At 66.6% G+C, this 17,344-nt stretch carries 14 protein-coding genes and 9 pseudogenes; 13 read left to right on the top strand and 10 right to left on the bottom strand.

Annotated elements, in window-relative coordinates:
- Positions 1–44: 44 nt before the first annotated feature.
- Together M5I08_RS27100 and M5I08_RS21580 are read left to right on the top strand one after the other, a co-directional pair.
- Positions 45–170 (top strand): annotated as a pseudogene (locus M5I08_RS27100) (SDR family NAD(P)-dependent oxidoreductase); the annotation flags it as partial.
- 174 nt (positions 171–344) lie between these two features.
- On the top strand, positions 345–1,217 hold the full coding sequence (locus M5I08_RS21580) for an ISAzo13 family transposase (protein ID WP_249763426.1): 873 nt from the start codon (positions 345–347) through the stop codon (positions 1,215–1,217).
- A gap of 23 nt (positions 1,218–1,240) precedes the next feature.
- On the opposite strand, the gene kstR is transcribed toward M5I08_RS21580, so the two are convergent.
- Complete coding sequence (gene kstR, locus M5I08_RS21575) at positions 1,241–1,846, bottom strand: cholesterol catabolism transcriptional regulator KstR (protein ID WP_219067055.1); 606 nt, start codon at positions 1,844–1,846, stop codon at positions 1,241–1,243.
- A 338-nt stretch (positions 1,847–2,184) separates the two neighbouring features.
- Here kstR and M5I08_RS21570 point away from each other — a divergent pair.
- The 4 genes and pseudogenes from M5I08_RS21570 to M5I08_RS21555 all read left to right on the top strand — a co-directional run.
- Positions 2,185–2,699: pseudogene (locus M5I08_RS21570) on the top strand (acyl-CoA dehydrogenase family protein); the annotation flags it as partial.
- 133 nt (positions 2,700–2,832) lie between these two features.
- Positions 2,833–3,231, top strand: coding sequence for an IS200/IS605 family transposase (gene tnpA / locus M5I08_RS21565; RefSeq protein WP_219067056.1), 399 nt, complete (start codon positions 2,833–2,835; stop codon positions 3,229–3,231).
- Between the two features lie 4 nt (positions 3,232–3,235).
- A complete protein-coding gene (locus tag M5I08_RS21560; RefSeq protein ID WP_249762950.1) occupies positions 3,236–3,400 on the top strand; it encodes a helix-turn-helix domain-containing protein in 165 nt (54 codons plus the stop codon).
- 1 nt (position 3,401) lies between these two features.
- Positions 3,402–4,490 carry an RNA-guided endonuclease InsQ/TnpB family protein gene (locus M5I08_RS21555; protein ID WP_249762949.1) on the top strand — a complete coding sequence of 363 codons (1,089 nt, stop codon included), beginning with the start codon at positions 3,402–3,404 and terminating at the stop codon, positions 4,488–4,490.
- A 21-nt stretch (positions 4,491–4,511) separates the two neighbouring features.
- Here the strand turns inward: M5I08_RS21555 and M5I08_RS21550 are convergent, their stop codons facing one another.
- From M5I08_RS21550 to M5I08_RS21540, 3 genes and pseudogenes are all read right to left on the bottom strand, one after another.
- The gene (locus M5I08_RS21550) at positions 4,512–4,694 is read right to left on the bottom strand and encodes a hypothetical protein (RefSeq protein ID WP_219067057.1); all 183 of its coding nucleotides are present in this window, start codon (positions 4,692–4,694) and stop codon (positions 4,512–4,514) included.
- 4 nt (positions 4,695–4,698) lie between these two features.
- A complete protein-coding gene (locus tag M5I08_RS21545) occupies positions 4,699–5,880 on the bottom strand; it encodes a pyridoxal phosphate-dependent aminotransferase (RefSeq protein WP_219067058.1) in 1,182 nt (393 codons plus the stop codon).
- 10 nt (positions 5,881–5,890) lie between these two features.
- Positions 5,891–6,516: pseudogene (locus M5I08_RS21540) on the bottom strand (acyl-CoA dehydrogenase family protein); the annotation flags it as partial.
- Between M5I08_RS21540 and fadA6 the strand changes: the two are divergent.
- Positions 6,506–7,564, top strand: a pseudogene (fadA6, locus tag M5I08_RS21535) (steroid 3-ketoacyl-CoA thiolase FadA6); the annotation flags it as partial. The pseudogenes M5I08_RS21540 and fadA6 sit on opposite strands and share 11 nt — an antisense overlap.
- A 118-nt stretch (positions 7,565–7,682) precedes the next feature.
- On the opposite strand, the gene M5I08_RS26390 reads toward fadA6, so the two are convergent.
- The 3 genes and pseudogenes from M5I08_RS26390 to ipdC form a co-directional block, all read right to left on the bottom strand.
- Entirely contained in the window at positions 7,683–8,918 is a 1,236-nt protein-coding gene (locus tag M5I08_RS26390) for a PGRS repeat-containing protein (RefSeq protein ID WP_305883647.1), read from the bottom strand.
- A gap of 369 nt (positions 8,919–9,287) precedes the next feature.
- Positions 9,288–9,788: a TetR/AcrR family transcriptional regulator gene (locus tag M5I08_RS21525; RefSeq protein WP_249763425.1), complete on the bottom strand. Its 501-nt coding sequence runs from the start codon at positions 9,786–9,788 to the stop codon at positions 9,288–9,290.
- Positions 9,789–9,824: 36 nt separating this feature from the next.
- Positions 9,825–10,319 (bottom strand): annotated as a pseudogene (ipdC, locus tag M5I08_RS21520) ((3aS,4S,5R,7aS)-5-hydroxy-7a-methyl-1-oxo-octahydro-1H-indene-4-carboxyl-CoA dehydrogenase); the annotation flags it as partial.
- Positions 10,320–10,354: 35 nt separating this feature from the next.
- On the opposite strand from ipdC, the pseudogene M5I08_RS21515 reads away from it, so the two are divergent.
- The 5 genes and pseudogenes from M5I08_RS21515 to M5I08_RS21495 form a co-directional block, all read left to right on the top strand.
- Positions 10,355–10,836 (top strand): annotated as a pseudogene (locus M5I08_RS21515) (4-hydroxy-2-oxovalerate aldolase family protein); the annotation flags it as partial.
- Between the two features lie 93 nt (positions 10,837–10,929).
- The gene (locus tag M5I08_RS21510) at positions 10,930–11,241 is read left to right on the top strand and encodes a heme-binding protein (RefSeq protein ID WP_249762948.1); all 312 of its coding nucleotides are present in this window, start codon (positions 10,930–10,932) and stop codon (positions 11,239–11,241) included.
- 96 nt (positions 11,242–11,337) lie between these two features.
- A pseudogene (locus tag M5I08_RS21505) lies at positions 11,338–11,993 on the top strand (hypothetical protein).
- Positions 11,990–12,644: pseudogene (locus M5I08_RS21500) on the top strand (SDR family NAD(P)-dependent oxidoreductase); the annotation flags it as partial. The pseudogenes M5I08_RS21505 and M5I08_RS21500, both read left to right, overlap by 4 nt.
- Before the next feature lie 22 nt (positions 12,645–12,666).
- Positions 12,667–12,790 (top strand): annotated as a pseudogene (locus M5I08_RS21495) (gamma carbonic anhydrase family protein); the annotation flags it as partial.
- A gap of 13 nt (positions 12,791–12,803) precedes the next feature.
- Here M5I08_RS21495 and M5I08_RS21490 read toward each other — a convergent pair.
- From M5I08_RS21490 to M5I08_RS21480, 3 genes are read right to left on the bottom strand one after another with little or no spacing between them, the layout of a single operon-like run.
- Positions 12,804–13,838, bottom strand: coding sequence for a 3-oxoacyl-ACP synthase III family protein (locus M5I08_RS21490; protein WP_219067060.1), 1,035 nt, complete (start codon positions 13,836–13,838; stop codon positions 12,804–12,806).
- Positions 13,822–14,511 (bottom strand): SRPBCC family protein, encoded by a 690-nt coding sequence (locus M5I08_RS21485; protein ID WP_219067061.1) that lies wholly within the window; start codon positions 14,509–14,511, stop codon positions 13,822–13,824. Before M5I08_RS21485 ends, M5I08_RS21490 begins: the two co-directional genes overlap by 17 nt.
- Positions 14,492–16,225 (bottom strand): thiamine pyrophosphate-binding protein, encoded by a 1,734-nt coding sequence (locus M5I08_RS21480; RefSeq protein ID WP_219067081.1) that lies wholly within the window; start codon positions 16,223–16,225, stop codon positions 14,492–14,494. Before M5I08_RS21480 ends, M5I08_RS21485 begins: the two co-directional genes overlap by 20 nt.
- 344 nt (positions 16,226–16,569) lie before the next feature.
- Between M5I08_RS21480 and M5I08_RS21475 the strand changes: the two genes are divergently transcribed.
- On the top strand, positions 16,570–17,331 hold the full coding sequence (locus M5I08_RS21475) for an ABC transporter ATP-binding protein (protein ID WP_370328525.1): 762 nt from the start codon (positions 16,570–16,572) through the stop codon (positions 17,329–17,331).
- Positions 17,332–17,344 lie beyond the last annotated feature (13 nt).

Below are 17,344 nucleotides of genomic sequence, written 5' to 3'. Positions count from 1 at the left end.
CGGTCGCTAGCTTAGGGCGGGTCCGCCCGCGTGGCTTCTGGGCCGTGACGATTGACGGCAAGGTAGTAGCGATCACCGGCGCCAGCAGTGGGATCGGTGAGGCGACCGCGTCGCTGCTCGCCGCACGCGGGGCCAAGCGGGTATTGGGCGCGCGTGATCCGGACGAGCTAAGGGCTCGCGCATGCTCGGCGCGGAGGCCAAGGTGCTGGGCCGGGGCGGGGTCAAGCTGGTCGCGGCGGCTGGCGGGGCGCATCCGGATACCGTGGCGGCTGGTGTGCGCCGGGGTGGATCACGACCGACCGATTCCGGGGCGGGTGCGCCGGCCGGGTGCGGGGCGCCCGCCGATGGCGGTGACCGCCCCCGATCTGCTCGCCGCGCTGGATGCGCTGGTGGATCCGGTCTCGCGGGGCGATCCGGAGTCGCCGTTGCGGTGGACGACGAAATCGGCGGCGAAGCTGGCCGCCGAGCTGAGCGGCGTAAGGCATCGGGTGTCTGCGCGCACGGTGGCCAAGCTGCTCAAAGCCGCTGGTTACAGCCTGCAGGCGAACTCGAAAACCCTGGAAGGCGACCGGCATCGGGATCGGGATGCGCAGTTTTGCTATCTCAACACCCGAGTCGAGCGGTTTCCGGCCGGCGGGGACCCGGTGATCAGCGTGGACATCAAGAAGAAGGAACTCGCCGCCAACTACGAAGCCGCCGGCCGCGAACGGGAGCCCGCCGGGTCACCGCGCACGGTCCACGTGCACGACTTCGCCGACAAGGCCCTGGGCAAGGCGGCTCCCTACGGGGTCTATGGCATCGCCGCCAGCACCGGCTGGGTCAACGCGGGCGCCGACGCCGCCACCGGCGCGTTCGCGGTGGAATCGATCCGCCGGTGGTGGATCACGATGGGCGCCATCGGCTATCCCGGATCGGGCAAGCTGCTGATCACCGCCGACTCCGGTGGCTCCAACGGATCCCGGCTGCGGCTGTGGAAAATAATTACTGCGCGCCCTAAGTGCAGCAGCCGGCCGGCGGCTGGAGAAGCGCCATCGACGCCATCGACGAGCACGCCTGGACCCCGCACCTACCTACCCACTGGCCCGGGAACCGGCGTGGAACACCCGGTGGCACAACATCGTCGGCTACCAATCCAGCGCCTGAACCACCATCCACCCGCCCCGGCAACCAGGACCCAACAGGAAGGTGCTCGACACCGAGCTGGTCCGCGGTCGTAGGGCCGGTCCACCGGCCTGACCGGTCAGGCCGTGGAGCTGCCGCCGTTTCCGATCAGCAACCGCACCGCGAGATCGAGTCGCTTGCTGACGTCGGTGGCCGACGCTCTTCGGGTGAGCCAGGCCAGCAGATTCGACGTCCACACATTCGAGATCACCCTGGCGAGGTGGTACTGCTCCTCGGTCGGTTCGCCGTCGCTCATCGCGCGGGCGAACATCGAGTCGATGAGCCTCTCGGCGTGATCGACCTCACCCGCCGCGGACGCGTCGGCGAACACGTACGCGCGCGTCATCGCCTCAGTCAGTAGCGGATTGCGCTGCATCGCGCGGTTGAGCTTGCTGACCATGAAGTTCAACCGCTGGTACGGCGTTCCGCCGGTCAGGCTGGCGCGGTCGGCCTTGGCGTCGATCCGCTCGAGTTCGCGGCCCAGCGCGGAGACCAGCAGATGCACCTTCGACGGGAAATACCGGTAAAGCGTGCCTACCGCGACGTCGGCGCGGTCTGCGACCGCACGCATCTGAACTGCCTCGTAGCCGCCTTTGGAAGCGATGGCCATCGTCGCGTCGAGGATGCGTTTGCGACGCTCGCGCTGCGCCTCGGACCCGAGTTCGGACTCGGCAAGTACCGCCACACTCATCACCTCACGAGGTTGCGGCGCGGTGGAATTCGGGGGTTGACCCGAGTCGGCGTGGGCTGGCCCCGGAACCGAAGGGGACATCTGACGGACAGCTCCTTTTCTTGCGTGCTCGCCCGAAACGATACGCATGCCGAGCGCGAATTTCTCACCTCCGTGCCGCCGGGACACTGGAGATGTCCTGCTGCGATGGCATTCGACTTCGCGATCGAACGCTGGCACTATTAGAACACGTTCTAGCCCGGTGGCGATGCAGCTTTCGTAGAAAGCTGAGGAGCAGCCGGACAATCAGCGCCGAACCGAGGAGCCGATCGTGCCAACCGCCATCACCGACGAAGCCGATCGGCAGCTTCCAGGCGATCAAGCATCTGCGCGCCGAAATGCTTTGCCGTGCCGAGCAGGTCGCGGTGGCCGCCGCCGACGCTGCCTGCGCGGCAGGCGATGACGATGATCGCCAGTTGTCCATCGCCGCGGGCGTGAGCATCGATGCGGTGAAGGCCAACGTCAAAGACTGCATCCAGGTGCTCGGCGGCATCGGCATCACCTGGGAGCACGACGCGCACCTGTACCTGCGACGGGCCTACGGGATAGCGCAGTTCCTCGGCCGGCCCGCTGGCTGCGCCGAACCGCCGAGCTGACCCAGGCCGGTGTGCGTCGTCGCCTGGGCATCGACCTCAGTGAAGTCGCCGACCTGCGGCCGCAGATCGCTGCGGCGGTCGCCGATGTCGCCGCGCCGCCCGCGGACAAGCGCCAAGCGGCGTTGGCAGAAGCGGGGCCCTTGGCACCGCACTGGCCGGCGCCGTACGGCCGCGGTGCCGGCCCGGCCGAGCAGCTGCCGATCGATCGGAAGTAGGTAGCGCGGCGGACCCCTGCCTTCAGGCATGGGGGTGAGCGCGTCAAGGCTGTGCTTGTGGTGCCCCTGCCCGGCACGCAGCGGCGTGTCACGGCATTAGATAGGTGCTACGGGTCTAATGTTGTCGGTCGTGGGTGTTACGTTGCGGACGAACGCGAATATCGCGTTCCAGTGCGCGTATCACCTGGTGTGGTGCCCAAAATATAGACGCAAGGTGATCGGCGGGCGGATGGAGCAGCGCTTGAAAGAGATCATTGCTGAGGTGATCGAGGAGAAGGGGGCGTGGTTGGTCGAGTTGGAGACCATGCCTGATCATGTGCATCTGCTGGTGGAGGTGGATCCCCAGTTCGGGGTGCACAAGTTGGCGAAGGCCATCAAGGGCCGCTCCTCGCGGGTGTTGCGCGAGGAGTTCCCGTGGCTGAAATCGCGGCTGCCGTCGCTGTGGACTAACTCGTATTTCGCCGCCACCGTGGGGGGTGCGCCGTTGTCGGTGATCAAGCGGTACGTCGAAACGCAGAAGGACCGCTGAAGTCGTGTTGGCGGGGCGGCGGTTTCGGGTCGAGTTCACCGACGAGCAAGCCGGGTATGCCGAGCAGGTCGGGGCGGCGTGCCGGGCGGTGTGGAACACCGGCCTGGAGCAGCGCCGTGAGTACCGCCGGCGTGGGGCGTGGATGAAATTACCAGCCTCAGGCTCATGAGTTGGCCGAGGCTAAAGTCGAGCACCCGTGGTTGAAAGACGTTCCGGGGCATTGTTTGCAGCAGACGTTGATGGACCTGGACCGGGCGTGCCGCGAGCATGGCGCCTTCGGTGTGCGGTGGCGCTCGGCGCGGCGGTGGCCGCCGTCGTTCCGGTTTCCCGAAGGCTCCAAGATGGCGGTCGAGAAACTCAACCGCTGCCATGGCCGGGTGAAGCTGCCTAAGTTCGGGTGGGTGAAGTTTCGCCAGTCCCGCAGCCTGGATGGTGAAACCATCCGCTCGGTGACCCTCGGCCGGGAGGGCCGGCACTGGTATGTCTCGCTGCTGGCCGACGACGCGGCCGAGCCGCCGGCTGCTCATGCGGCTCCCGGATCGGCGGTGGGTGTGGACCGTGGTGTGGTGGTGGCGGTGGCGACCAGCGGCGGCGAGCTGCTTGACCGGCCGTTCGTCACCGCCGGTGAGCAGCGCCGCGCGGCGGCGTTGCAGCGCAGGCTGTCGCGGGCCGCCAAGGGTTCGGCCAACCGCAACAGGACCCGTGCTGCCCTGGCGAAAGTGCGGGCACGGGAGCGGCGCCGGCGGCAGGATTTCTGCCAGAAAACCGCCAACGAGCTGGCGCACGCCAACGCCGTGGTGGTGCTGGAGAAGCTGCCGACCAAGAACATGACGCGGCGGGCGCAGCCCGTCGCGGACCCGAACAATCCTGGCCGTTTTTTGCCGAATGGCGCGGCCGCCAAGTCGGGCCTGAATAAGGGAATCTTGTCGAAAGGCTGGTACCGGTTCGAGCAAGCACTGACGTCTGTGTCCCGCTACACCGGGACCCAAGTGGTGAAAGTTCCGGCAGCGTTCACGTCGCAACGCTGCTCGGCGTGTGGGCATGTGGACCCGAAATCCCGTGAGAGCCAAGCGGTATTCCGGTGCACCCACTGCTCACGCCCCGCCGAGCACGCGGACGTGAACGCCGCCAAAAACATCCTGGCCGCAGGGCTTGCGGTCCCTGCCTGCCGAGAATCTGGCGCACCCTCGGGCGCGGCAGAGACGCCGAAGCAGGAACCAGCAGGAAACCGCGAGGAATTACTGCTCCAACCCGTCTAAACAGGTTGGAATCCCCCGGCTTTAGCCGTGGGGAGGAACGTCAACGTGGTGAGTCGTGGCCCAGCGCGCCACTTCGGTGCCCGACGTCTGAGTCCCCGGGAATGACCAGATCGGATACACCACCAGCGTGAGCGCGGGGAGGACGACTCCGAACGTGCCAGCCCACCGCGCCACGCGCGCCGAGCCCCAAGACTTGGCAGCCATACGTTTACGCTCCACCGCTATTCTGGCCCGGTAGCCAAGCGCGCATCCGGCGCAACGCCTCTTCAATGTCGCTTGCCGGCCCGGCGAAGGACAGCCTCACAAACGAACCGCCGTGCCCGGGATCGAAGTCGATCCCGGGAGCAATCGCTACCCCGGTATCGGCCAACAGCTTCGAGCAGAAACCCATCGAGTCGGCGGTGTAGTCGCAGACGTCGGCGTAGACGTAGAACGCGCCGTCGGTGGGCGCGAGCCGGTCGATGCCGATTTCGCGCAGACCGTCGAGAAGCATCGTGCGATTGACGGCGTACTGGCGCAGATGGCCGTCGGCTTCTTCGATCGCTTCGGGAGTGAACGCCGCAACGGCGGCGCGCTGCGACAACACGGGCGGGCAGATGGTGAAATTCCCGGTCAGTCGGTCCACCGCGCGGCGCAGCTCGGCCGGCACCAGCAACCAGCCCAGCCGCCATCCGGTCATCGCGAAATACTTGGAAAAGCTGTTGACCACCACCGCATTTCGAGACGTACTCCAGGCGCAGCTGGTCTGCGGCGCACCCGGGTAGACCAACCCGTGGTAGACCTCGTCGCTGATCAGCCGCACACCAGCGCTATCGCACCAGGACGCCATCGCTGCGAGTTCTGCCGGGGGGATGACTGTCCCGGTCGGGTTGGCCGGGCTGGCTACGACTACGCCCTGCACCGACGGATCCAGCGCGGCGAGCATCTGCACTCCTGCCTGAAAGCGGGTCTGCGGCCCGCATTCCATCGCGACGACCTCGCATCCGAGCGCAGCCAAGATATTTCGGTAACAGGGGTAGCCGGGGCTGCTGACCGCGACTCGGTCACCGACGTCGAAGCAAGACAGGAAGGTGAGCAGAAAACCCCCCGATGAGCCCGTCGTTACCACCACATCGTCGACATCGACGTGCAAGTTGTGCCGATCCAGGTACGACGCCGCGATGGCCGCGCGCAGCTCGGGAATTCCCAGCGCCACCGTGTAGCCGAGCTGACCCCGATGCAGCGCCGCCGCGGCCGCAGCGCGCACCGGCTCGGGCGCGCCGGCACTGGGCTGCCCCGCCGACAAGTTCACCAGGTCGCCGTGAGTGCGCTGGCGCTCTGCGGCGGCCAGCCAGACGTCCATCACGTAGAACGGTGGGATCCCGGCGCGTTGCGCGACGTGATCGCTCATGCGGTCAAGGTTAGAACACGTCAGCTTCTAGCCTGCGCAAGTCATCCCGCGCAGAACCCAGCAGCTGTGAACTGCCCTGCGCCCGTTTGAAATACAGTTGCATGTCGTGTTCCCAGGTGATCGCGACGCCGCCGTGCAGCTGAATGCCCTCGGCGGCCACCGTGTGGTCAACGACGCGTTGGCAGCGCCGTCGGTATCGGGAGACCGATCGGCCAGCGACAGTGCAGCGCCGTAGACCAAGGGACGGGCTAACTCCAGCGCGATGTGCAGATCGGCGAGCTTGTGTTTGATCGCCTGGTATGGGCCGATGACACGGCCGAATTGGGCGCGTTGCTTGGCGTAGTCGACCGCGGCGTCCAGCATGGCCTGGCCCGCGCCGACCAATTGGGCGGCGGTGGCCAGTGCGCCGAACTCGTAGGCGTGGGCGACGTCGGCTCGCCACGCTTCGCCGACGGCGTCGGCGTCAAACAGGTGGCGGCTTGAGTCGACGGACGCGTGCCGCTCGCCCACAACGGCGTCGCTGACCGTGCCACCCTGTTCAGCGGCCAAAACCAGGCCGGCCGCGTCGGCATCCACCGCCCGCGGCATCTGCGGCCGCAGCATGACGGTGGCGATCAGCTCACCGCTCGCCAGCGCTGGGCTGTGCGAGCGGGTCGACGTTGACCCCGCGGCCGTCGACGACGTTGTGGTCGGATGCGTCGACGCGCTCGGCGGGCAGGCCGGCAACATCGGTCGTAACGCGTGGCTCGCCGCGGGCTATCCCGAAGAGGTGCCCGGGGTAACCGTCGACCGGCAATGCGGATCCAGCCAGCAGGCGATTTCCTTTGGCGCGCAAGCGATCATGTCGGGCACCGCCGATCTGATCCTGGCCGGCGGCATGCAGAACATGAGTCAGATCCCGATCGCGTCGGCGATGGTGGTCGGCAAGGAGTTTGGGTTCACCTCGCCGACAAACGAGTCGAAGAATTGGCTGCACCCGCTACGGCGATCAGGAGATCTCACAGTTCCGCGGGGCGGAGTTGATCGCCGAGAAATGGAACCTGTCCCGCGAGGAGACGGAGCAGTTCGCGCTGACCAGTCACGAGCGTGCGCTGGCCGCGATCCGCAGCGGTCATTTCGACAACGAGATCATCGCCGTGGACGGCTTCCGGATCGACGAGTGCCCCCGCGAAACGTCGCTGGAGAAGACGGCGGCGCTGAAGCCGTTGACCGAGGGTGGCCGGTTGACCGCCGCGGTGGCCAGCCCGGTCTGCGACGGCGCCAGCGCGGTGCTGCCGGCCAGTGAGCAGGCCGTCAAGGACCACAAACTCACCCCGCGGGCCCGCCCATCCACCACATCAGTGCCCGCGGCGCCGACCCGGTGTTCATGCTGACCGGGCCAATCCCGGCCACCCGCTACGCACTGGAGAAGACCGGGCTGTCCATCGGGGACATCGACACGGTCGCGATCAACGAGGCGTTCGCGCCGGTCGTGCTGGCCTGGCTCAAAGAGATCAAGGCCGACCCGGAAAAAGTCAACCCCAACGGCGGCGCGATCGCGCTCGGCCACCCGTTAGGGGCCACCGGGGCAAAGCTTTTCACCACCATGCTCAATGAGCTGGAGCGCACCGGTCGCCGCTACGGCCTGCAGACGATGTGCGAAGGCGGCGGCGCCGCCAACGTCACGATCATCGAACGGCTCTAATCCTTCTGCCGCGAGCGTGCATGTTTGTACACCGACACGCCGCAAATCCCGTACAACTGCGCACGCTCGCGTAGCAGCCCCGCACGCCGTGGCGTGCGGGGCTGCGCCTCCCCCGGTATCAGCCGTTCTGGCCGGACGTGCCGGGCGTGCCGGGCGTAGCTATGCCGCCCGCGCCGGTCGCTATCGCGGTGCCGGGTGCGCCGCCGTCGCCGCCGTCGCCGACGGTCACACCACGACCGCCGTTACCGCCGTCACCGCCGTTGCCGCCGATAGCGTTGCCACCGGCGCCGTGGCTCGTGGCTTCGCCGCCGGCCCCGCCGGCCCCGCCGTCACCGCCGGTAGTGGGGCCGGCCCCGCCGACACCGCCAGAACCGCCGTTACCGCCGGTCGTCATGCCGTCCTTGCCGTTGGCGGTGGCTTCGCCGCCGGCCCCGCCGGTCCCGCCGTCGCCGCCGGTAACCGTGCCGACTCCGCCGTTACCGCCGTTGCCGGCTAGACCTCCGGTCGCGGAGCCACCGGTGCCGTTGACCGTGGCTTCGCCGCCAACTCCGCCAGTGCCCCCGCTTCCGCCGGTCGCGCCGTTACCGCCGGCCCCGCCGTCGCCGCCGACGCCTCCGCTAGCGGTGCCACGGGCGCCGTCGGCGGTGGCGTCGCCGCCGACTCCGCCGTCGCCGCCGTCGCCGCCGTTGCCGCTGGCGGCCAAGGCGTTGCCGCCGGCCCCGCCGGCCCCGCCATCCTCGCCGGGCAGGCCGTCGCCGCCGTTGCCGCCGTCGCCGCCGTCGCCCATCAGCGTCCCGCCGTTACCGCCCGCGCCGCCGGCCCCGCCGTCGGCCCCGTTACCGCCCATGCCGCCATCGCCGTACTCGCCGGCGTTCCCGCCGGTGCCGCCCTGTCCAGCAGCGTCGGTGGCGCCGTTGCCGCCGTCGCCGAACAACGACCCGCCAGTACCGCCATCGGCTGCCGCCAACGTCGAGTCCGGCGTTCCGTTGGCGCCGTTGCCGATCAGGAACTCCCCGGACGTCGTGTTGACGACGTTGTCGACCTGTTGACCAAATGGGCTGTTGATCCAGTCCTGCTCGAGCATTTGGATGGAGTTGTCGAAGGGCTGGGACGACGCAGCGCCGAATGGATCGGCAATCGAAGGCAGCGTGTCAGCGCTGGCCGCGAAGGAGGTAGCGTGGTCGGCACCCGCGCCAAAGGCGCCCAGATCCAGAAAATTGCCTGGATCGAACGCTGAGGGATCCACAACCGAGCCGGGCACACCCCCCATGCCGCCCGTGACGAGGTTGGCGATGAGGTCTCCGAGACCGAAGTCGTCGGCATGCGCGCCGGGCGCCGTGGCCAGCGGGGTCATCCCGAATGCTAGAAACGCCCCGGCAGCCGTAGCGGCCCCCACCACACGTGCGCGGCGGCGTGTCTTGGTGTTGCGTGTTTGGCGGTGCCCCCCGCTGCCGATTCGGCGGTGTCCAGCCATTATGGGTCCTTCCTGTGCGGCAGAGGCATCTTCGGCAGACGTCTCTAAGTGATTCGACGGCGCTTTATCATACCCGCGACGACGTTTTCTAACCCCATTCTCAGGGTTGAGTTTTCCTAAACGTCTCTCCCGTGTGGACTGGCGGCGCTGCGCCGAACGGCGGGGACTGAGCGCGGCGAGCGTGCAGTGGTTGCGATTTTTCCCGCGGCGAATTTTTTCGCAGTGGTTTCACGCTCGGCGCTCGCGCCGTCAGCGTGACAGACCAGCGATGATGTCGTCGACCGTGCGACCCGCCAGCAACTCCACCTCGCGGCGACTCGCGCCGCGCAGCGGCCCGTGCAGGGCAAGTTCGGCGAACCCGTGCACCGCCGACCAGCAGGGCCACTCGGCGCCGTCGCGTCGTTCGGGCGGCAGCACGCCCGCATCGGTCATGGCGTCGAGTGCCTCGATCAACGCGACAAACGGCGGTGCAATGGTCGTCGCGTTCGGCCCGTCAGCGGATCCGAAGAAAGCCGTGGTGAACCAGCCCGGCTCGTCCAGCGCGAACCTGATGTAGCCCATCCCGACCGCCCGCAGCCGATCGCGCGCTTGCAGACCCGTCGAGCCGCGCCCGCGCATCGAGCCTTGCATCCGCGCCGCCATCCGCAATTGGATCGCGGCCACCACTGCGCGCAGCAATGCTTCCCGGTCGGCGAAGTGACGGTATGCGGCATTGGGCGAAACCCCAACTCGCCGAGTAGCTTCCCGCACCGTCAGCGCGTCTGGCCCGCCGGCCCGAGTGAGGTCGAGGCCGGCGTCGGTATTGCCCTCGACCAGACCGGCTTTGAGCAGCATCGGGGTGTTGTCCGCCATGACGACCTGCGACCAGGTGAGTTCCTTGCCGTGCCGCATCGCCAGGCCGCCGCGAACCATCGAGGCCCAGGTCATCTGCGACATCCTCTTGAACGTCGCGGCGTTTCGCAGTGCCGCGGTGAATCCCCTTGCCCGCGAGCAGCGTTCCAGCTTCTCAACCAACCCGGTGCGCAATACGCGGTGCGGCATGCCGCCGACGCGGGTAGTGACGACGGTCCCGTCCAGCCCGGCCTGCAGATAGCGTTGCTTGACCGCGTCAGGCACAGTCGAACCCGAGGTGAGCAGAAATCGGGTGCCCATGGCAACCCCGGCGGCACCGTAAGACAATGCTGCGGCCAGCCCACGACCGTCGAAGAAACCGCCCGCCGCGATCACCGGGATGCTCACCGCGTCAAGCACCGACGGCAACAGCAGCGTCGTGGCGATCGGCCGAGGCCAAGATGCCCAGTCCGCCGGCGTTGGCGGTCGCCGAGCTCGGCGACGACGCCCAAGTCGGCTTCCACGGGCACGAGAACCTCGGCCTGGGTGTCGCCAACTCGGTGGAGGCCGTGCGGGCGGGCGCCAAACAGATCGACGGCTCCTGCCGTCGCTTCGGCGCCGGAAATGCGCCGGTCGAGACCCTGATCGGGGTGTTCGACAAGATCGGCGTCAAGACCGGCATCGACTTCTTCGACATCGCCGACGCCGCCGAGGATGTGGCACGCCCGGCGATGCCGGCCGAATGCCTGCTCGACCGCAACGCGCTGATCATGGGCTACTCCGCGGTCTACTCCAGCTTCCTCAAGCACGCCGTGCGCCAGGCCCAGCGTTACGGCGTCCCTGCTCACCAGCTGCTGCACCGGGCCGGCCCGCGCAACTCATTGGCGGTCAGGAAGACCAGCTCATCGGTATCGCACTGGAAATCAAGCGCGAGCAGGCGAGCGGCCGGGAAGCCGTTACACACTAGCTTCACAGCTTCGGCAAATGCGTCGGTAACACTGCCGCGGGTAGGCTCGCTTAGCAGATCGAAGCAATAGCCAGTGCCCGAAGGAGCAATCCGATGACCATGACTTCCGCACCCCCGTGGTCCCGCCGCCGCGGACTGTATCGTGTGCTCAGCGGTGGCCTGCTGAGCGCTTCGGCAGCGACGCTCATTGCGTTGCCGCTGGCGAGCCCTGCCAACGCGCAATGCAATGGGCAGACCGTAGGTAACTCCATCAACTCCTACCTGGAACAGCATCCCGACCTCCATCAGCAGCTGATCGACAAGTCCGAGGCGGAGGGCAGCGGCGGCAACGTCATCGACTACCTGAATCGGCACCCGGACGTGCGGCAGCATCTGATCGACCTGTCGCAGCAGTGCGCGCCGTAGCCAGGCAGTGAGCGAGCCTCGTCGGTGAGCGGCCGCGGCGACACCGCGGAATGTTCGCCCATTGACGAAAACTAGAACACGTTCTAGTGTCAAGGCGTGTCCGCTCCCCTTGTCTCGGAGCCGCTCACTGATGCAACCGCCGAAGCGGAGCAACTGGTCGCCGCCGCACCGCATATCGAGACCGAAGCCGACTTGATCGAGGGCTTGCAGCACCTGGCCGGGTGTGTGGTCGCCTGCACGCGATGCTGCTGTCGGGCCGTTCACCAAGATGGGGCTGGACAACCCGGACACCCTCTACTTCGGCTGCCGTGTCCAGCCCGACCACGATTACCTGGTCACCGGCGTGCGCGGCACTACCACCGACCTGAGCTTCCAGCTGCTCGGCGGTGAGTACACCCCTACCTCGGGTCTGGTACATCTCGCTGGACTAGGTCAACCACCAGACGTCGCTGAACAACACTCAGGCCCGAGCGGATCCGGACGGCAAGGTACGGATCGTCGTCGCCGACCAGAACCCCGGCGTCACCAACTGGGTAGAGACCGTCGGGCATCGGCGGGGATTCCTGCAGTTCCGCTGGCAGCGAGTGTCGCGCGAACTCACAGAGGCCGACGGCCCTACCGTCGAGTTGGTCGACTTCGACCAGATACCGGCCAAGTTGCCGCATTTCGAGCACAACAAGATTTCCGACGAGGAATGGCGCGCGCGAATAGCGTTGCGCCAACAGCAGATTGCGGCAAGGATGTTGGGGTGACGACGATGCTCGACGGTACGGTCGTGGTGATCAGCGGGGTCGGACCGGGTCTCGGTACCACCCTGGCCCGCCGATGTGCTGACAACGGCGCTGACCTGGTGCTTGGAGCCCGCACCGTGGAACGGGTGGAAAATGTCGCCAAGCAGATCAACGACACCGGACGCAGAGCCCTGGCGGTACGCGCCGACATCACCGACGACGAGGTGAATGACCTCGTCGAGACCACCATGGCGACCTACGGCAAGGTGGACGTGCTGGTCAACAACGCGTTTCGGGTGCCGTCGATGAAGCCGTTGGCGGGCACCAGTTTTCAGCACATCAGTGACGCGACATCAGTGACGCGATCGAGCGCAGTGCGCTCGGCGCGTTGCGTCTGATTCAGGCTTTCGCGCCGGCGCTGCAGGCGTCGCACGGATCGATCGTCAACGTCAATTCCATGGTGCTGCGCCATTCTCAAGCCAAATACGGCGCCTACAAAATGGCCAAGTCGACGCTGCTGGCCATGTCACAATCGCTGGCCACCGAGCTGGGCGAGAAAGGTATCCGCGTCAATTCCGTTGCGCCCGGGCATATTTAGGGTGAGACATTGCAGGCCAGGCGGGCAAGTACGGCACCACGGTGGATCAGATCTATGCGGTCACCCCGGCGAATATCCGCGGAGGTGCTGGTGATGGGTTCACCGGCCACTGCCAAGGGCCCGATCGCGGGGACCGGCGCCAAGATGTGGGGCGAACGTCAACCCGCAGGCCTACCAGGAGCTGGCCCGGCGCTATCTGAACGGGCTGGAGCCTCTCTGAGCCTCGGCAGCAGCTATTCCGCTCGCCCGCCCCAGCGGATCGCCGCCGCGGCGGCGAAGTCGCCCGCATGAGCAAAGCCCGCCATCATCACAATGTCTCCGGGCTTGACATGACCATCGCTGATAGCGGCATCGAAGTTGACCGGTATCCCCACCGCAAACAGGTTGCCGTACTCGTTGAAGGTATCGACGTGGCGTTCGTGGGGTAGTTGGAGGGCTTCGCTCCAGTTGCGCAAGAAGATCCGGTTGGGTTGATTGGTGACCAGCAGGTCGAGGTCTTCGGATTTGACCCCGATGCGGTCGCAGACGGCCAAGGCCACCTCGGGCACCTGCCGGTTGCCCCGGGCCAACACTTTGGTGATCTTGGCGTCGTCAAAGTTCACGCATAGTTCCCCGGATCCGGCCTGCCACCAGAGTCGGGGCGGCTCCGTGGTCACTGCCATGTCACCGGCGTACTGGCCGTAGTGGCGGCATTCGACGTCGAGCACCGGCGAGTCATCGGAAAGGGTCAGCAGTCCCACGGCCGCACCGTCACCTGGGACCGCGGACTGGGCAAGCTGGCGGACATGTTCTTGTTCAAAAACTTTGCCCGCACAGTTTTGGGCGACGGCGATCAACGCGGACCTGCCCGCGCCGGAAACCAGCAATTGACGGGCCAGCTTGATCATCAAGACGAACGCCGCGCACCCACCGTTGTGCACGTCGACGACGTACTCGGGGCTCATGCCCAACCGGTAAGAGATCTCGCCGCCGGCTCCCAGGATCGGGAGGTCCGGGAGCTGCGAATGCGTCAGTAGCACATCGACACCGGCAAGCATCCCGACGCCGTGTCGCTCGACCAAAGCCATGGTGGCCCGCTCGATCATGTCGACGTTGGACTCGTCAATTGCGGAGTGGTGGCGAAACGGCGGTGCACGAAACATCGGGCTGTTTCGCAAGTCATCGGTGCCCGCACAGTGTTCGTAGTACGCGGCGGGGACGCGGTTTTCGGGCAGGTAGGTGCCGACATCGACCAGACTGACAGTGGTTTTATCAGCCGCTGTGACCATGCCGCGTCTTCCTCATCCAGTCTGGTGTCACCGGCAGCCGGTTGCGGTGGCGGTATTCGGCGATCGCCTTGAGGGTGTTCAGCTCCAGTAGATGCCCGGCGCCGAACATGTCCCAGAAGTCGCCGACCCAAATCGTCCGGTGCGGCGGAGCCGCATCAGGGTAGGGGTTGTGGTCGTAGAACGGGTGGTGACAGTTGGTCCATAGCACTACCGAGCCGGGCTTGTCGAAGACCGTCTGAGCGTCGATGACCCGCATCAAGTAGATCATCCACAGGTGCTTGCGCTGATCCCAGGCGCAGTGATAGTCGACGGTGCGTGCTTGCTCGTTAGCCACTGTGCGGGTATAGATTTTGGTCTCGGACCCCAGCCGGTCGTAGGCCAGCCACAAACCTGGTTCGTCGGTTTCGGTGAAGCCGCGCAAACTGTAGGTCCACTCCTCTAGACAGCGGGTGTCGGCCATGTAGGCGAACAGCTCCTCGGGCGGGCAGTCGATGCACGCGCTGACGGTGCAGTAGTCGCCGAATACCTGATCGTGCGGATACACCGAGTGCATCATCTCCATGATGACGGGAGTGGCCTTCTGCCGCGGGCTGGTCTCGATGCGAGTTACTCCCTCGATCGGCTCTGTGCTACCGGTGTGAGCGGCGATATCTTCAAGCGCGGGCAGCGGCATCGGATTGGTTCTCCTCGGTAGTCGACGGATAAAACGTTTCACCGCTTGGCGCGCCGGTCGTGGTTGGTGGAGTTGCTGTCAAAAATGTTGCAAACGGCGGGATTTCGTCGGCGGAACATTCGACACAGACTACTGACGGCCCGTCGACTTCGACCGCGGCGCGTAGCGCCGCCGCCAAGGAGTCGATGTCGGTTACGTCCACCGACGACAGCCCGGGAAACATCGTCGCCAGACCGGCCCCAAGCCGACTGGGCGCGAAGCGGTTGTAGCTGTACAGGTCCTCATAGAACAATTGCTCGCGGGTCACACACATCGCGTGCGCGTTGTTGTTGAACAACAGCAGCGTCAGCGGAAGCCGGTATTCGATCGCAGTGTGCAGCTCCATGCCATGCATGTAAAACGCGCCGTCACCGGCAATTACGACCGTACGCCGCTGCCTCCCGAATGCCATGCCCGCCGCTGCTCCGAAGCTGTAGCCCATGCCGCCCATGCCGAGCGCGACGAGGAAGCGACCGCCGCGCCGCACCGGCAAATAGTGGATCGCGGCCGCGCCGGCATTGCCCGCATCGACGACGATGTCCACGCCGTCGGGCAGCGCGCTGTCGACGGCGACGAGCGCTTCGTGGTAGCGCACACCGGGACCATCGAACTTCGGCGGGACCAACTCGGTAGGTGCGCTCGGGGTGGGCGTCGGTCGTTCGGTCGGGCACCGGTATCCGGAAAGCGCGCGCGTCAGCATCCTCAGCGACTCCCGCAAGTCTTCCGTGTGCACGTGGGTGCACGGTAGGTAGGGCGGTGCCGAGCCGACCGAGAGAAGCCGCACCCTCGCCAGTGCAGCATCCAACCCGGCGCGGGCCGTGACCGGCAATCGGGTGCCTACCAGCAGACACAACGCGCTGCCGGCCACTGCGTCGATCGCTCCCGGATGGCCCATCACACCGGTCACCCCTAGCGCCGACGACGAGCCGAAGTCAGCTGTGCCCGCAACGTCTTTGGCATCGGGAACGCAGGCCACCTGCGCACCCAACACCGCACGTAGCCGCTCCAGCTCCGCGCGGGCGTCATCGCGTGCCACCTGCTCGCCGGCGATGATCGTGACCGGGCCGTTGGCACGACGCAGCGCCCGGGCGATCGGTCGCGGGTCGACGACCCGTGGCCATGTCGGCCGGCCGAAGCCGTTACCGGCCAGGGCGCTGTCGCCAGTGACCCACGCTCGTTGAACATCCTTGGGCAACAACAACACTGCCGGCCCGCCCGCGCGTGCCGCCGCGATCGCACTCGGTAACGCCGAGACAATGCCGGCAGCCGACGATACCCGCTCGCAGGACACCGAAACCGCTGAGAACAAGGCATGGGCGTTCAGAGAGCCGTTGCGCCCGCTGGTGTCCTGGAAGCTGCCCTGGCCATCTGCGGTGATCGGCGGTTGACCGACCAGGGCCAGCACCGAAACTCGACTGGCGAGTGACTCGCCCAGTCCCGAGACCAGGTTCAGCGAGCCGCCGCCCGACGTCGCCGCGACCACACCCAATCCGGCGCCGCTGCGGCTGTAACCATCCGCCATGGTGGCCGCGGAGAACTCGTGCTTGGCCAGTACGGCGCTGATGTCGTGGCAAAAATACGCTGCATCGTAGAGGTCTTCGATGTTCGCGCCGTCCACCCCGAAGATGTGCCCGACTCCGAGCGCGGCGAGGTGCTCAACGATGTAATCAACCACCCGGCGCGAGCCCGCGGGCCCTGCTTGCGCACCTGGTCGATCGGCGATCACGTCTTTGTCTTCCCGAGGGGCCGAACCGAGCAACGATGCCACCGATCTCGACCGCCATCCGGGGCGGCGTCGAGCCGTATCATACAACGGTTTCAGGAGGGCAGAGGTGAATCATCTAACGGGCGCTGTTGATTCGGTTGTCGTCGAGTCTGCCCACGGTCGACGTTGCCGGGCACGGCTCCGGACCGCTGAAAACATGGTGCTGAGAGCGGTATTCGTGCGACGACGACGGTAGTACGCTGCTGATGTCTGGACAGCAAATCTCGCGCTCGCGGATCAATTGGGGTCGGGTAATGCGGTCTCGTGGAAGGGCCATCATCAGACGACTCGATAGCTCCGAGGGGCGCAAGCGGGAACTGATCATCGAACTCCGCGACGTGGTGCGCGAGTACCGGATCGGCGGTCAAACAGTGCGTGCTCTCGACGAGGTCAACCTGCGGTTCGATGGGGGACAGTTCGCGTCGGTCGTCGGACCGTCGGGGGCGGGTAAGAGCACGCTGCTGCATTTGCTCGGCGCGCTGGACAGCCCTGATTACGGGTCGGTCATCTTCAACGGCGAGGATATCGGCCGTCTCGACGATGAGCAGCAGTCGGCGTTCCGCCGTCATCGGGTCGGGTTTGTCTTTCAGTTCTTCAACCTACTGCCGACCCTGTCGGCATGGGAGAACGTGGCGGTCCCGAAGTTGCTTGACGGGGTCCGACTGGCCAAGGCCCAACCCGCTGCGGTTCGGCTGCTGGAGCGGGTCGGGCTGGCTAACCGGGCCCAACATCGACCGGCGGAACTGTCCGGCGGCGAAATGCAGCGGGTTGCGATCGCGCGGGCATTGATGATGGATCCACCGCTGATCCTCGCCGACGAACCGACCGGCAACCTCGATTCCACCACAGGCGCTGCCATCCTGTCGCTGCTCGCCGAGGTGGCGCATGAGGACGGCCGCGCTCGGCAGGTGGTGATGGTGACCCACAACTCCCATGCCGCGACGGCGACCGATCGGGTGATCACGCTGCGCGACGGGCGGGTCGGTTCCGACGAGTTGTCGGCGGTTCCGGGGTGACAGGGGGCTCGCC

The organism is Candidatus Mycobacterium methanotrophicum (assembly GCF_023515995.1).
GTDB classification, from domain to species: Bacteria; Actinomycetota; Actinomycetes; order Mycobacteriales; family Mycobacteriaceae; genus Mycobacterium; species Mycobacterium methanotrophicum.
This window is presented reverse-complemented; position numbering and strand designations above follow the sequence as displayed.